Below are 14,914 nucleotides of genomic sequence, written 5' to 3'. Positions count from 1 at the left end.
CTGACCTCCTCGACGTGGCGCAACACCGCGAGCTTGTGATTCGCCCGCCGCTCGAGCTCCCTGTCTGACATGGACTCTTCCTCCCAATCGGAAGACCCAACTGTCAACAACCTCCGTCAGTTTTAGAAATCGCCCCCTCGCGCAGCGCCGAAACTTGCCCACACTTTGCCCACACTTTCGCGGAAACGACCCCCGATCGACGTGATCGAGGCGCATCCACGAAGGCTCAACTCCCGCGGAATCCCGCAGTTTTCGCAGGTTGATGCATCTCGTCGTTAACGCGGAGGTCGAGTTCGACTCCCGCCGTCGCGTCCACTTCGCGCCTCCGGCGTCGCCTCGCCATCACCGATGGATCGCGAGGTTCACGTCTCGCCGCCGGGTCACGTCATCGGCGTCGCGTCCTAGGTCGACGGACCGAGGATGAGCCGGGGCTCGACGAACCGCTCGCCGCCTGTCGCCGCGGGCTCGATGACGTTGTCGGCTGCCACCCGCCCCACGCCGGTCAGGTCGAGGTCGATCGTGGTGAGGCGCCGGAGCTTCTGGTCGAGGATGACTTCCTCCCAGTTGTCGACGCCCACGACGGCGACGTCGTCCGGCACGTCCATCCCGGCGGTCTCGAGGGCGTCGAGCACCCCGAAGCCGATGTGGTCGTTGCCGCAGAACACGGCGTCGAACTCCGTGCCCGACGACTGCAGCGCGCCGACGGCCTGCTCGCCCCACTCGCGCCGCCAGCTGCCGTAGAGGGTCGGCAGCGACGGCACGCCGGCCTCGGCGAGCGCGCGGCGGAAGCCCGCTTCGCGGCGTCGGACCGCGAGGTCGTCGGCATCCGCCGTGACATGGGCGATCCGTGTGCGGCCGAGCGAGAGCAGATGGCGCGCGGCCAGGTAGCCGGCGTGCTCGTTGTCGGGCACGAACACGGAATCATCGGGGTTGTCGGATGCCGCGAAGGCGTATGTCACCGGAACCTCGAACTGGTGGGTGATGGACGGTGTGACCCGCCCGAAGCCTGCGCCGACGACGAGGAGCCCGTCGATGCGACGGTCGCGGAGGGTGCGGATGCTCTCGGTCATCTCGTGGTGGGCGTTGATGCGCCCGTCGAAGACCAGCGCGGCGCGCTCACGGCGGCCCAGTTCGAGGATCGCTCCCATGACGACGGCGCGGGAGAAGGTCGCCGTCGCCCGATGCGTGAGGAGGCCGACGGTTCGGCTGCGACCCGAGGCGAACGACAGCGCCAGCGCGTTCGGACGGAAGTCGAGCCGTTCGGCGGCCTCGCGCACGCGCGCCTTGGTCGCCGCAGACACGACGGGGCTGTCGTTGAGGGCCTTCGACGCCGTCGCCTTCGACACTCCTGCCACTGCGGCGACGTCGCTCAAGCGCACAGCGCGTTGCGTGACCATCTCGTGATCCTACTGACCCGGGGCCGCGAGCACGGGGATGTCCCGCTTGCGGTCGGCACGCGCGGCGGAGGCCAGCTGCTCCTCGAGGAAGCCCGCCTGGCGCGGCCAGTGCCCGGCCCCGCCGCCCTCGTGCTCGTTGAACTCGAATGTCACCATCTCTTTCACGGATGCCGCGTACGCGTTGTACGCCGCGAACACCGTCGACGGTGGGCACACCGGGTCTTGCAGGCCGACAGAGAACAGTGCGGGTGCGGTCGCGCGCGCGGCGAAGTTCACGCCGTCGAAGTACGACAGGGTGCGGAACACCGCGTCGGTGCGGTCGCGGTGGATCGCCAGGTAGCGGGCGACCTCCTGGTAGGGCTCGCGCCCGGTCATCCCGACGGCGCGGCGGAAGTGGCAGAGGAAGGGGTAGTCCACGATCGCCGCCACGAGATCGTGGCGCAGTCCGGCGACGGCCAGCGCGATGCCGCCACCCTGGCTGCCGCCGGCGACGGCGACCGCGGAGCGGTCGATGCCCTCGAGACCGCGCACCGCGTCCACGCATCGGACGCCGTCGGTGAACACCCTGCGGTAGTAGTAGGTCGCCGGCTCTCCGATGCCGCGCGTCAGGAACCCCGGCACGCTCGGGTCCGACCCGTGGGGGTCGGCGGTGTCGGCGGCCGCCTGCCCGCGCGTGTCCATGACGATGTGGGCGAAGCCCGCGGCCGCCCAGGTGAGCCGCTGCTGCGGCATCCCTCTCCCGCCGCCGTACCCGAGGAACTCGACGACCGCGGGCAGGTCGGTGGCAACGCCCGCCGGGCGGAGGTACCAGGCCCGCACGGGATCGCCCGCGAACCCGGGGAAGGTGAGCTCGCGCGCCTCGACGGCGCGCAGCGGCACGTCGACGTCGGTGACGGTGACGCGGCCGCCGGCATCCCGTGCCTCTGCGATGGTCTGAGCCCAGAACCGGTCGAAGTCGTCGGGCTCTGCGACGTCCGGCCCGAAGCGGTGGAGCTCCTCTACCGGAAGATCGAACCTCGTCATCGGGACACCGCCACCGGGATGCCGACGGCCTGCCCTGCTTCGGCAGCGGCCAGTGCGGTCGCGGCGGCGCCGAAGGGGAGGTCGCGGATCAGCACCGGCGCTCCGGCGGCAAGCGAGTCGTTGCCCGCCACACCTACTGCCATGGCGCGGACGCCGTCGAGCCAGGTCGCGGCCTGCCCGAGCGGATCGGCCTCCGCTCCGAGGAGCAGGTCACGAAGCAGGGCGTCGTCGGCGCCGCCGTGTCCGCCGGCCGCGTGGGGGATCGCAACCTCACGCGCCGCGTCGAAGTGCCGCTGGACCACCAGGCGCTCGCCGACCGGGCGTCCGGTCTCGTCGGCGACCGATTCGGGGCGCGCGCTCGGGTCGACGACGTGCTGTCGCCCGGACCCGTCGAGCAGGATGGCGCCGCGCTCGACGACCGACAGCTCGGCACGACCCGCCGTGCCGTTGACGGCGACGGTGTACCCCTCCCACGGGGAATGCGCGTTGAGCGCGTAGGTCATGCTGGCACCCGTCGCGTAGTCGACGACGAGCGAGAGGTTGTCTTCGATGCTGATGCCCTCGTCGAACACATCCCGGTCGCGCAGATACCCGTCATGCTGCTCCTGCTCGTAGTACAGCCCGCGCAGCACGTCGTGCTCGCGCAGGTCGAGCGCGAACGGATCCCGCCGGGCGGCGTCGACGGTGCCGCGCCCTGGCCTCTCCCCCAGTCCGCGTCGCGCGGCGTTCTGCGCTCCGTAGAAGCGGAGTCCGCCGCTGGCGAAGACGCGGACGGGCAGGTCGGCGAGCCACCAGTTGACCAGGTCGAAGTGGTGCGACGACTTGTGGACGAGCAGACCGCCCGAGTTGTGCTTCTGCCGGTGCCAGCGACGGAAGTAGTCGGCACCGTGCGAGGTGTCGAGCAGCCACTCGAAGTGCACAGAGGTGACGTCGCCGATCTCGCCGCTCTCGATGACGCGCTTGAGCATGGCGTTGCGCGGCGAGTACCGGTAATTGAAGGTGACGGTCACCGCACGACCGGTGGCCTGGACCGCCTCGGCGATGCGACGGACGCCGTCCGCGTCCGTGGTCAACGGCTTCTCCACCACCACGTCGGCGCCGCCGTGGAGTGCTGCGACCACGAGGTCGGCGTGGGCGAAGTCGGGCGCGGTGACGATGACCCGGTCGATGTCCAGCCGGTCGACCGCGTCCGACAGCTCCCCCGCACCGATCTGGGTGGGTGCCGGCCGGCCGGCCGCGAGGACCTTCCGCTCGTTCCACTCCAGGCGCCCCGGGTTCGGATCGGCCCAGGCGACGAGCTCGGCGATGTCGGCGTAGGGTCCGCTCAGCGCATCGATGTACATCTGCGCGCGGGCTCCGGTGCCGACGATCGCGTAACGGGTGGGTGCGGTCATTCAAGGTCTCCCTGTTCGTCTGATGAGGCGTTGCTGACCGTGCAGTCGCGGGTGGGAACCGGCAGATCCACGCTCGTGTACGACGCTGCGCGATCGGGCGCGAGATACGGCACGTATGCGGCGACCCGGACATGCCCGGCATCGGTCGTCGTCTGTGCGGATCGCAGTTCGATCACCCTCGTCGCATGCGCGGGCACGCCGGACCGTTTCTCGTCTGCGAACGACGAGGTCGCGCGGAGATCCGACGCGAACTCCGAGGTGTTGCGCACCGAGACGAGGTACTGCACGCGATCGCCGACACAGCGCGCTGTGACGGATGCCTCGACCGCGGCATCGTCGCCTCTGACACGCTCGATCGCGATCGTGTAGGTCGTACTCGGCCGCCCGTCTGCCGATGCGACCACGGTCGCGGTGCCGGGAGCATCCGCCGGCTGCGTCACCTCGAGGCGGATGCCGTCGCCCGCGGTCGCGGTGATCACCGGCAAGGGTCCTCCGGCGAGCGCGGACGCCTCGTATGCGGTGCGCTCGGGCGCGAAGCCGTCGAGAGGCCGGCCGTCGACCTCGATGCCGGTGGCCTGAGCCGGGGGGACCGGCGCGACCGGCACGACCGGCAAGAACAGCGCTGCGTTCTTGCCGGAGCCGATCCCGCTGCCCCATTCGTAGAATCCCTCGCGGATGCCGCCGTCGTTGTCGTTGACGAGGATCGAGAACGAGAAGGCGCCATCGGCGGGGTCGACACCGAGCACGTCCCAGGGCACCGTCAGGTCGTACGAGGTGGTCGTGCCGTCCCGCGTGATCGCGGCTGCGGCGTCGACGACACCGACGGGTGCGGTGTAGCGGTACACGCCCGCACCATCCGCGCCGAGGTACGCGCCCAGCTCGACCCGCGATGCGGGATCGGCACCGGGAAGGCCCCGGGCCACGGCGAACTGCAGGGAGTCGCCCGCCCACAGCCTGTCGATCGTCGCCGCGGCGGTGTGGTCCTGGTCCTGCACGTCAGCGCGCACGCGGAGCCCGTCCTCGCTCCACGACACGGTGAAGGTGCCGCCGAGGTCGTCGGCCGTCGCGACGGCTCCGCTGAGCGGCACGTACGTGCCGCGCTCTCTCCACTGCACCGGGGTGCCGTCCGACGGTGCCGCGGCGATCGGGGCCAACGCGGTCGTCCCCGCCAGCTTGCGCTCCTTCGACCCTGCGGAGGCGGTCACCGTGAACGGGTACGGCTGCCACGTGGCGACGTCGCCGAGGTCCAGCTGCAGTGCAGCCGTGTCGCCTCCGGCGACCTGTACCGCCGGCTGTGTGCCGGATACCGAGCCCACCGTCCACGCGATGTCGCCGACCTCGGCCGTCGGCGCTCCGGCGAGGTTCTGCACGTTCAGCGCGAGAGCGGCGCCCTCCTCGTCGGCGACGGGACCGAGCGACAGCACGGGGTTCTCGACGACGGTCGTGATGTCGTCGACGAACGCGATGACCGCGTCGCCGCTGCGCACGGTGTACGCCACCGGGTGAGGGCCGAGCTCGCGCATCGATGCCAGCGTGACCGCGCCGGCCGCCTCCGCCGCTGCTCCGGTGAGCGTCGTGCCTGCGCCGACCGGTCCGAACACCGACACGTCCCCGGTGACTCCGAGCGTGGCGCGGTCGACCGTGACGCCGACGCTGGGTGCGCCGTCGAGCGGGACCCGGTCCGGCGTGTCGATGTGCACGGCGGGGTCGGCGACGCGGGTGGGCGTCGCGAGCGTGCCGGTCAGGTAGACGGGGTTCGCCCCGACGGTGACCTCGACGCGGCCGTTCGGCTGAGCGCGCCACGATCGGCCGTCTCCCTTGACGAGACGCGCGGTGCTCCCGGTGTCGGCCGCGAGGGTCACCGAGTCGCCTGTCGCCCACATCATCCGCAGCACGTCGCCCGCGGCATCCGTGTACTCCGCCACGATGGCGCCGTCGAGGCGCTGCAGGCCCGAGAGCTCGCGGCCGGCGGTCAGGCGGTTGAACACCGCGAGCGCGGGATAGGCCGGCTTCGGGGTGAGCGCCGTGCCGCCGTCGGTGGGCAGGCGCGAGATGCCGAAGTTGTGCTCCTGCTCGGCAGGATTGGCGCCCGAGTCGATCAGCTCGTAGTACACGACGCGGTCGACACCCGCCGCTTCGAGCAGCGCCGCCGACCTCACGATGTAGGCGGCCTGCTGCAGTTCGGTGGTGCCCCCGGTGGTCGTCGTCCAGCCGTGCTCGCTGAGCCAGATCGGGATGCGGGAGCCCGGCGCGTACTGCTCGATCAGGGCGCGCAGCGTCCCGACGCCGGCTTCGGTGCGCCCTTCCGGCGCCACGGGGAAGTCGTACGTGTGGTAGCTGACGACGTCGAGGTGTTCGAGCGCGCCGAGGGCGAAGAGGTCCTCCATGAAGTCCCACTTGGCGCCGGCGCTGACGGGCCCCACGACGCGCGCACCCGGGGCGGCGGCGTGGATCGCCGCCGCCGCCGGCACGAGAAGGTCCATGTAGCAGGCGGCGGTCATGCCGCAGGCGCCGTTGTTGAAGGTGTGGTTGAACTCGTTGTAGATCTCGTAGTCCACGTCCGAGCCGTAGTGAGCCGCGGCGGCGGCGGCATAGTTCGCGAACGCCGCGATCCCCTCTGGCGAGCTCGGGGTCTTCCCGCCGTCGTACCAGCGACTGAAGTACGCCAGGATGACCAGCGGCCGCTCACCGCGGGCTTTCGCGGCGGCGAGCTGCGCATCGAAGTGCGCGGGGAACTGGTACACCCCGGGCGACGTCTCGATGGTGTCCCACGACGGGCCTTCGCGCAGCGTTCCCGCGCTGAGCGGGCCCATCAGGCTGTCGACCTGGTCGACGGAGTACCGGTTCACGTGGACGGCGAGGCCCACCGGATGATCTGCGGACGCCGCCTCCGCCGCTTCCTCGACGATGGCGAGCGTCGCGGTGCGCGTCGCCGCGACAGGCGCCGTCACCGACATCGTCACGGAGTAATAGCCGGCGGGGAGCGCGGTCAGATCGATGGATGCCTCGCCGTTCGCGACGACTTCCGCGCCGGAGTCGACGCGCTGCCCGGAGGAGGCACGGACGTCCCACGTGACGCTGCTCGCCAGCGTGGTCACGCCGATGTCCGCGTCGCCGACGCCGTAGACGAGGGCGGTGTCGGTGAAGGCCAGGGTTCCGGGCGGCGGGTCGTGCTCCTCGAACGACGGGTTGATCACGAGGTTGGCCTGGCTCGCCGGCGCGGTCATCCGCACGTCGTCGATCCACACCGTTCCCACGCCGCGCACCAGCAGCCGCATGACGAAGGTCATGCTGCCGAGCGGCTGGGTGTACGTCCACTCGAGCTTGGTCCAGTCGTTCGTGCCGGCGGGCAGCTCGACGCGCTGCGAGTGGTCGCCGCTGAGCACGAAGTACGCGGCGCCCGACGAGGAGAGGTCCTTCGTCTTCACCCACGCGCTCATCGCGTAGGTGGTGCCGCCGGTCGCACGGATGTTCTGGCGGAGATCGACGTAGCTGTTCGAGTAGGGGGACGCGTACTCGACTCGCGCCGCGGTCGCTCCGTCGTGGGAGACCGCGGTGTCAGCCGACACCACGAAGTCGGGCGTGCCCGAGACGTTGGTCGTCCAGCCTTCGAACGAGTCGGACTCGGTGAGGCTCGCCCGCGCCGGCGAGGAGGTGGCGAACAGGATGCCGACGACCAGGGCGAATGCCGTCAGCATCGCCGCGACGGGCGCGACAGTGCGCCGGTGCATGGGAGACATGTACTGATCCGATCCGGGTGACCGCCGTGGTCACCCCTTGATCGCGCCGGCCTGGCCGGCGCTGCGGAGGAACTGGCGCTGAAACATCAGGAACAGCGCGATGGGGATGATCACCGAGATGAACATGCCCGCCATGAGGAGACTCGTCGGAGCGGTGTCGCTGACGCGGTACAGCCCGACCGACAGCGGCTGCAGATCTGGCGAAGGCAGCACCAGCAGCGGCCAGAGGAATTCCTTCCACGAGCCGACGATCGTCAACAGCGACACCACGCCGATCACCGGGCGCGACATCGGCAGGACGATCGACCAGAACACGCGGAAGACCCCGGCGCCGTCGATCCGCGCCGCTTCGAACACGTCTCTCGGCAGCCGGTCGAAGAAGCGGGCCACCAGCAGCACGTTGAAGGCGCTGGCAGCGGTCGGCAGCCACACCGCCCAGTACGTGTTGACGAGATTGACGCCGATCAGCGGCACGTCGAGGATCGTCACGTACAGCGAGATCAGAGACACGACACCCGGGATGAAGAGTGTCGCGAGGACGCCGGCGTTGACGACTTTCGCGTACCGGGGCTTCAGAATCGAGATTCCGTAGCCGCCGGTGAGAGCGACCAGCAGCCCGAAGAACCAGCACCCCGCCGCCATCCAGACCGTGTTCAGCAGGTACTGGCCGATGCGGATCTGCGACCAGGCATCGGGCAGGTTCTGCCACTGGATGCCGCTCGGCCACCATTCGAACGGATACTTCAGGATGTCCTGGCTGGTCGACAGCGCCGCCTTGAACAGCCACAGCAACGGCCCGAACGACACGACGACCAGGCACGCGATGAGGACGACGGCGAGGATCCGCGTCGTGAGACGCACCGAACGCCGGGACCGGTCGAGCGCTGAGACGTTGCTGCGGTCCTCGGATTCCTCCGCCGCCTTCTGCTTGCCGATCGCGCGGACCGTGGTGGTCACGAAGGTCACGATTCGCTCCACTTCCGCGTCAGCCGCAGGTAGATCGCCGAGATCACGCTCAGGACGACGGCGAGCATCAGGCTCAGGGCCGTCGCCTTGCCGAAGTCGCCCGACAGGAACGCGTAGTTGTAGATGAGCATCAGGAGGGTCACCGTCCGGTTCTCGGGTCCGCCGCCGGTCATGACGAACGGGTCGGTGAAGACCTGCATGGTGCCGATGATCTGCAGCAGCAGCATGAGCAGGATGACGCTGCGCAGCTGGGGAAGCGTCACGTGCCAGGCGCGCTGGAGGATCGATGCGCCATCGACTTCGGCGGCGTCGTAGAGCTCCGCCTGGATCGACATGAGCGCCGCGAGGTAGATGATCGTCGCGGTGCCCGCCGTCGCCCAGGTCGCCTGGATGACGATGCTGGGCATGGCGAGCGCGGGGTCCTGAAGCCAGCCGATCGGGCCGAGTCCGAACCATCCGAGCACGGTGTTGAAGAGCCCGGAGGACGACGGGTCGTAGAACTGCTTCCAGAGGAGGACGCTCACCACCGGCGGGATGATGACCGGGAGATAGACGAGCACGCTCGAGATCTGCCGGCTGCGGCGAAGTTCCGCCATCACCATCGCCATCAGGATCGGAAGCGGAAACCCGATGAGCAGAGCCAGGACGGCGAACCAGACCGTGTTGCCGGCGGCGGTCCACAGCAACGGGTCTGCCAGCACGCGCTCGAAGTTGCGCAGGCCCACCCAGGACGGATCGTTGATGAGGTCCGTCTGCTGGAAGGCGAGGATGAGGCTCTTGAGGATCGGCCACCACGCGAAGTAGCCGAACGTCAGCAGCAGCGGCAGGAACATGACGAGCGTCGGCACCCCGCCGTTGCGCACCCACGCGAGCAATCGCGCGCGAAGGCTCTTGCGGCTGCGTGGAGCGACGGGCGGCGGTACCGAGTCGGCAGCGGCCGCGTCGGCGGGCAGGCCGACGAAGGGCGGGGCGGTTGCGGTCACGGTGTCTCCCGTCGATGTTCTCGGGCTGGATGCGTCCGGTGGCCGCGACTGCCCGCGGCCACCGGAGCGGATCATCCGGCGTCGACCAGGTCCTGGACCTGCGTCTGTGCGGACTCGAGCAGCTCGGCGAAGTCCGCGTCCTCGCGGGTCAGGACCGCCTGCACCACGGGATCGAGTGCCGCGTACAGCTCCTGGGCCTTCTTCGCCGGCTCGGGGACGATCGTCGCGGTCGCGAGGCTGTCGAGGTACGCCGTGTAGTTCTCTCGGGGCACGTTGATGTAGGGCTCGATCCAGCCGAGGTAGGTCTCGTACTGCTCGTCCGAGACGACCGGCACCTCGGGCAGACCCACCGGAAGGTCGTCGGCGACCTGCGCCTCGGCCCATGTGACGGCGGCCTCCTCGTCGACGTAGCGGTTCAGGAAGTAGAACTTCGTCCACTCCAGGGCCGCGCACAGCTGGTCGGGCGTGGCCTTCGGATTGAACCACTGGATGTTGCCGCCGCCGAGCACGCCCACGGGGTCGTCGCCGGTCGGGAACGGGGCGAGCCCGAAGTCCTCCTTCGGCATGCCGCGGCCGATCACCAGGCTGTTGTACAGGTTCGCGCCGTTGAGGCTCTGGCCGATGGAGCCGGCCGCGATGTCGTCGCGGATCGCGTTGTTGTCATAGAGGAAATTGGCGCCGGCCGCATCCTCCTCCCATCGCACGTCGTGCAGGAACTGCAGGCTGGCCTCCATGCCGGGGGTGTCGAGCGTGACGGTCGTGGTGTCGCCGTCGACCTCCTCGACGAGGTTGCCGTTCGAATACGACATCGACGTCAGCAGCCAGCCGCCGGTGTTGGCGGTGGTCGGGATGATGAAGCCGGTCTGACCGGTCTGCTCCGAGATCGTGGCGGCGGCATCCAGCACCTCGTCCCATGTCGCGGGCGGGGCGTCGGGATCGAGGCCTGCCTCGGTGAAGAGCGCGCGATCGTAGATGAGACCCATCGTGTAGGCGGCCCGCACCACGCCGTAGGTGTGACCGTCGGCGTCCTCCGTGACGGCCTTCAGCTGCGGGTTCAACTGGCTCAGCACGTCGTCGTTCTCGACGTAAGTGGTGATGTCGGCGGCCTGGCCGCGCTCGATCAGCGACTGGATGTCGGTGAACGGGACCTGCAGGGTCGTCGGCAGCGTTCCGCCGACGAGGAGCGCGGGGAATGTGGAGACGTCGTACTTCGTCTCTTCGTCATCGATCGTGATGTTGGGGTGGTCGTCCTCGAACTGCGCGACCGCGTTCTCCCACGCCTCGAGGTTGGCCGTCTGGTCGGGCGTCGGTCGCTCCCCCACCGTGATCGTCACGTCGGCGTCCGGGTCGCATGCCACCGCCTCCGACGACGGCGTCGACGTGGGCGCGGAGCCGCCCGCGCATCCGCTGACGAGCAGTCCCGTGACGGCGAAGCCCGTGACGAGCCCGCCCACGCGAACCCAGCGCTGGTGTGTCATTTGTCTCTACTCCCTCGTAGTTCGGCGTGCACTTCGATCTCGATGCAGATCGCAACCGGTTTCACCACTCTGGCGTGAATCGATTCCGATGTCAAGCCGGCGGGGAAGCATCCGGCAGCCACCCCTCGCGCGCGAGCCATGCAGCGCAGGCGTGCGTCCACGGCACGAGGTCGCCTCCGAGCCCGCAGCCGTGCCCGCCGAGAGGGTACAGGTGCAGCTCGTGCGGGATCCTCGCCCGGTGCAGTGCCGACGAGAGCAGTAGCGAATGCTCGACCGGGACCTTCTCGTCGTCGAACGAATGAAACAGGAAGGATGGCGGCGCATCGGCGGTGACGAGAGACTCCAGCGAGAGCGCGATCCGGCGCTCGGCCGTGTCGGCGTCACCCAAGAGGACCTCACTGGATCCCTGATGAGAGTGCTTTTCCAGTGACACGACCGGATACCCCAGCACCAGTCCGTCGACGCGGCCGATCGAGCCCGCAGGACGAAGCGCGGCCAGACCGGCGGCGTGTCCGCCGGCGGAGAACCCCACCAGCAGCACCCGGTCGGCTCCGGCCGCGCGCAGCTGAGCGATGCGGGCTCCGATCGCGTCGTGCGCGGCAGGATGCGGCATCCCGACGGGGTACCGCAGGATGTCGGCGTCGATTCCGAGACTGCGCAGCCACGAGGCGACGGGCTCGGCCTCGTGCGGCGCATGCCGGCGATAGCTCCCACCAGGGAGGACCAGGGCTTTGGAAGTCATCTCACACCTTTGAAACCGGTTGTTGCTCCCACAGCGTTGCATGTACGCTCGGGGACGGGCAACTCCGATGCGAAGATGCGGGGCCCGGCAGTGAGGAGCAAAGGTGCACGACGACCGGTCGCACGTACAGGCACGCCTGCGGAGGTTCACCAGGGAACGGCTCGAGCCCGCCGTCCACCCCGAGTTCCAGCCACTGCAGGTCGCACACTGGTCCGTTCCCGACGAGCCGGTCCCGTTCACGGACGCGGTCGACCGCGAGTACGAGCCGACCCCGGTCGGCTGGACGTGGGGCCGCGCCTGGAGCTCGACGTGGTTCCGCCTCTCCGGGCGACTGCCGGAGGGGTGGAGTCCCGAGCACACCGAGATCGTCTGCGATCTCGGCTTCACCGCCGATCGTCCGGGCTTCCAGGTCGAGGGTCTGGCATTCCGCCCGGACGGCAGCGTCCTCAAGGCGGTGTCGCCGCGGAGCCACCATCTGCCGTTCGAGGCGGATGCCGAAGGCGATGTCACCCTCTACATCGAGGCCGCCGCCAACCCGGACGTCGCCGGCGAGTGGACGTTCGCGGCCACGCCCTTCGGCGACAAGCTGACATCGGGCGACGTCGCGCTCTACCGGCTCGGCGCCATCGGCTTCGTCCGGAGGGATGAGACGGCCTGGGAGCTGCTGCAGGACATCCGAGTGCTCAGCGGACTGCTGCTCGAGCTCCCGCAGGACTCCCCCCGGCACCACGCCATCGTGCGGGGACTCGAGCGGATGCTCGACATCGTCGATCCCGACGACGTCGCGGGGACCGCGACTCTTGCCCGCGAGGCCATCGCACCCCTTCTCACCTCCCCCGCGCACGCGTCGAGTCATCGCATCGTCGCGGTGGGCCACGCACACATCGACTCCGCGTGGCTGTGGCCCACCCGCGAGACGATCCGCAAGGTCGCGCGCACCTTCGCGAACGCGCTGGAGCTCATGCAGCGGCATCCGGATTTCGTCTTCGCCGCCTCTTCCGCACAGCAGTACGCGTGGCTCGAGGAGCACCACCCTGCGCTGTTCGCTCGCGTTCGCGAGCAGGTGCGGGCCGGCAGGTTCGTGCCCGTCGGCGGCATGTGGGTCGAGTCCGACACCAACATGCCCGGCGGCGAGTCGATGATCCGGCAGTTCCTTCACGGAAAGCGGTACTTCCGCGAGCGGCTCGGCGTCGAGACCGAGGAGGTGTGGCTTCCGGACTCGTTCGGCTACTCGGCGGCGCTGCCTCAGATCGTCCGCGGGACGGGCAACCGCTGGTTCCTGACGCAGAAGCTGTCGTGGAGCCAGGTGAATCAGCTGCCGCACCACACGTTCTGGTGGGAGGGTATCGACGGCACACGCGTTTTCACCCATCTGCCACCGGCCGACACGTACAACTCCGAGCTGACTCCCGCCGAGCTGCTGCACACCGAGCGCAACTTCAAGGACGCCGGTGCCGCCACGACCTCGCTGGTGCCCTTCGGGTTCGGCGACGGGGGCGGAGGACCGACCCGCGAGATGCTCGCCGCGGCCGAGCGGTCACGCGACCTGGAAGGCCTTCCTCGCGTCGAGATCGCAGCGCCGAGCGGGTTCTTCGCGGATGCCGAGGCGGAGTATCCGGACGCACCGGTGTGGTCCGGTGAGATGTACCTCGAGTTGCACCGGGGCACCTACACCTCGCAGCTGCGCACCAAGCAGGGCAACCGGCGCAGCGAGCGACTCCTGCACGAGGCGGAGCTGTGGTCGGCGACGGCCGCGGTCCGCACGGGTGAGCCGTACCCCTACGACGAACTGCGACGAGCCTGGGAGAACGTGCTGCTGCTGCAGTTCCACGACATCCTGCCGGGCAGCTCCATCGCCTGGGTCCACCGCGAGGCCGAGCGCGACCACGCGCGGATCCAGGAGGAACTGACGACGATCATCGATCGCAGCGCGGCGGCCCTCGTCGGCAGAGGATCGACGCCGCTCGTCGCCAATCCGATGCCGCTGCCCGGCCACGGCGTCGACGCGTTCGCGATCGCCGCACCTGACGAGACGGCATCGGCGGCGACCTGGGAACGCCGACCCGACGGCGGCGTGCTGGTCGACAACGGCGTGCTGAGAGCCGTCATCGACCCGCGAGGTCTCGTCGTCTCGCTCGTCGACGCGGTCTCGGGCCGCGAGACGGTGGCTCCGGGCGGTGCGGCGAACCGGCTGGTGCTGCATCGCGACACGCCCAACGAATGGGATGCCTGGGACATCGACGACCACTATCGCCGCAACGCCACCCCGCTCGACGCCGGTCACCCCGATTCGCTGGACGTGGTCGCAGGCGACGACGGATCGGCGGCGGTGGTCGTGGTCCGCTCCTTCGGAGCGTCGCGGGTCACGCAGCGGCTCACACTCGCGCCCGGCGCGCCCGCGCTGGATCTCGAGCTGGTCATCGACTGGCACGAGAGCCAGAAGCTCCTGAAGCTCTACACCGACATCGACGTGCATGCCGACGTCAGCGCGGCTGAGACGCAGTTCGGCCACATCAACCGCGTCACGCACGAGAACACCTCGTGGGAGGCCGCGCGCTTCGAGTTCTGCGCGCATCGCTGGGTGCACATCGGCGAGCCCGGCTACGGCGTCGCGGTCGCCAACGACTCCACCTACGGGCACGACGCGCGCCGGACGCCGCGCACCGGCGGCGGGCGCTCCACCACGCTGGGCATGTCGCTCATCCGCGCGCCCCGCTTCCCCGACCCCGTGGCCGACCAGGGCACGCACACCCTGCGGATCGCGTTGCGGCCGAATGCCGGCATCCGTGATGCCGTCGCCGAAGGGTACCGGCTCAACCGGCCCGTGCGACGCGTGGTCGGCGACCACGCCGCCGAAGCCCTCTTCGCTCTTCGCAGCGAGACGGTCGTGGCGGAGACCGTCAAGCTGGCCGACGACGAGTCCGGCGACGTCATCCTCCGGCTCTACGAGTCGGCCGGCGGACGCGGATCGGTGTCGGTGACGGCGCTGTTCGATTCGGCGGGCTGCGAGCGCACCGACCTCCTCGAACGCCCGACCGGCGATGCGCACGACGCCTCATCGGCGACGCTCGAGCTGCGGCCGTTCGAGATCGTCACGCTCCGCTACCGACGCCGGCGCTGAGAGGAGAGGAGCTCGGACCCTCTCTCGTCGCGCATCTCCGGCCCCCGATCCCACGTCATCGCGCCACGCA

9 protein-coding genes are annotated in these 14,914 nt (G+C 69.7%); 1 reads left to right on the top strand and 8 read right to left on the bottom strand.

Going from position 1 to position 14,914, the window contains the following annotated elements:
• Positions 1-401: 401 nt before the first annotated feature.
• The 8 genes from RS82_RS04375 to RS82_RS04340 form a co-directional block, all read right to left on the bottom strand.
• Positions 402-1,397: a LacI family DNA-binding transcriptional regulator gene (locus RS82_RS04375; protein WP_045297162.1), complete on the bottom strand. Its 996-nt coding sequence runs from the start codon at positions 1,395-1,397 to the stop codon at positions 402-404.
• Positions 1,398-1,406: 9 nt separating this feature from the next.
• Positions 1,407-2,420: an acetylxylan esterase gene (locus tag RS82_RS04370; RefSeq protein WP_084695451.1), complete on the bottom strand. Its 1,014-nt coding sequence runs from the start codon at positions 2,418-2,420 to the stop codon at positions 1,407-1,409.
• Positions 2,417-3,814: a Gfo/Idh/MocA family protein gene (locus RS82_RS04365; protein ID WP_045297160.1), complete on the bottom strand. Its 1,398-nt coding sequence runs from the start codon at positions 3,812-3,814 to the stop codon at positions 2,417-2,419. The genes RS82_RS04370 and RS82_RS04365 overlap by 4 nt, the downstream gene beginning before the upstream one ends.
• A complete protein-coding gene (locus tag RS82_RS04360; protein WP_211255856.1) occupies positions 3,811-7,554 on the bottom strand; it encodes a hypothetical protein in 3,744 nt (1,247 codons plus the stop codon). The genes RS82_RS04365 and RS82_RS04360 overlap by 4 nt, the downstream gene beginning before the upstream one ends.
• A gap of 30 nt (positions 7,555-7,584) precedes the next feature.
• Positions 7,585-8,520, bottom strand: a complete 936-nt coding sequence (locus tag RS82_RS04355) for a carbohydrate ABC transporter permease (RefSeq protein ID WP_245619508.1) — start codon at positions 8,518-8,520, stop codon at positions 7,585-7,587.
• Positions 8,517-9,503, bottom strand: coding sequence for a carbohydrate ABC transporter permease (locus RS82_RS04350; RefSeq protein ID WP_245619507.1), 987 nt, complete (start codon positions 9,501-9,503; stop codon positions 8,517-8,519). Before RS82_RS04350 ends, RS82_RS04355 begins: the two co-directional genes overlap by 4 nt.
• A gap of 71 nt (positions 9,504-9,574) precedes the next feature.
• Positions 9,575-10,981, bottom strand: coding sequence for an ABC transporter substrate-binding protein (locus tag RS82_RS04345; RefSeq protein ID WP_045297158.1), 1,407 nt, complete (start codon positions 10,979-10,981; stop codon positions 9,575-9,577).
• Between the two features lie 91 nt (positions 10,982-11,072).
• On the bottom strand, positions 11,073-11,723 hold the full coding sequence (locus RS82_RS04340) for an alpha/beta hydrolase (protein ID WP_045297156.1): 651 nt from the start codon (positions 11,721-11,723) through the stop codon (positions 11,073-11,075).
• A 103-nt stretch (positions 11,724-11,826) separates the two neighbouring features.
• Here RS82_RS04340 and RS82_RS04335 point away from each other — a divergent pair, with 103 nt between their 5' ends.
• Positions 11,827-14,844, top strand: a complete 3,018-nt coding sequence (locus RS82_RS04335) for an alpha-mannosidase (RefSeq protein WP_045297155.1) — start codon at positions 11,827-11,829, stop codon at positions 14,842-14,844.
• Positions 14,845-14,914 lie beyond the last annotated feature (70 nt).

The organism is Microbacterium trichothecenolyticum (genome assembly GCF_000956465.1).
In the GTDB taxonomy this organism is placed as follows: domain Bacteria; phylum Actinomycetota; class Actinomycetes; order Actinomycetales; family Microbacteriaceae; genus Microbacterium; species Microbacterium trichothecenolyticum.
The sequence above is the reverse complement of the archived record's forward strand: the minus strand, read 5'-3'. Positions and strand labels throughout refer to the sequence as shown.

Excerpts from the sequence above, each read along its gene's own strand:
- RS82_RS04375 (WP_045297162.1), bottom strand. The coding sequence starts at position 1,397 with ATGGTCACGCAACGCGCTGTGCGCTTGAGCGACGTCGCCGCAGTGGCA.
- RS82_RS04370 (WP_084695451.1), bottom strand. The coding sequence starts at position 2,420 with ATGACGAGGTTCGATCTTCCGGTAGAGGAGCTCCACCGCTTCGGGCCG.
- RS82_RS04365 (WP_045297160.1), bottom strand. The coding sequence starts at position 3,814 with ATGACCGCACCCACCCGTTACGCGATCGTCGGCACCGGAGCCCGCGCG.
- RS82_RS04360 (WP_211255856.1), bottom strand. The coding sequence starts at position 7,554 with ATGTCTCCCATGCACCGGCGCACTGTCGCGCCCGTCGCGGCGATGCTG.
- RS82_RS04345 (WP_045297158.1), bottom strand. The coding sequence starts at position 10,981 with ATGACACACCAGCGCTGGGTTCGCGTGGGCGGGCTCGTCACGGGCTTC.
- RS82_RS04340 (WP_045297156.1), bottom strand. The coding sequence starts at position 11,723 with ATGACTTCCAAAGCCCTGGTCCTCCCTGGTGGGAGCTATCGCCGGCAT.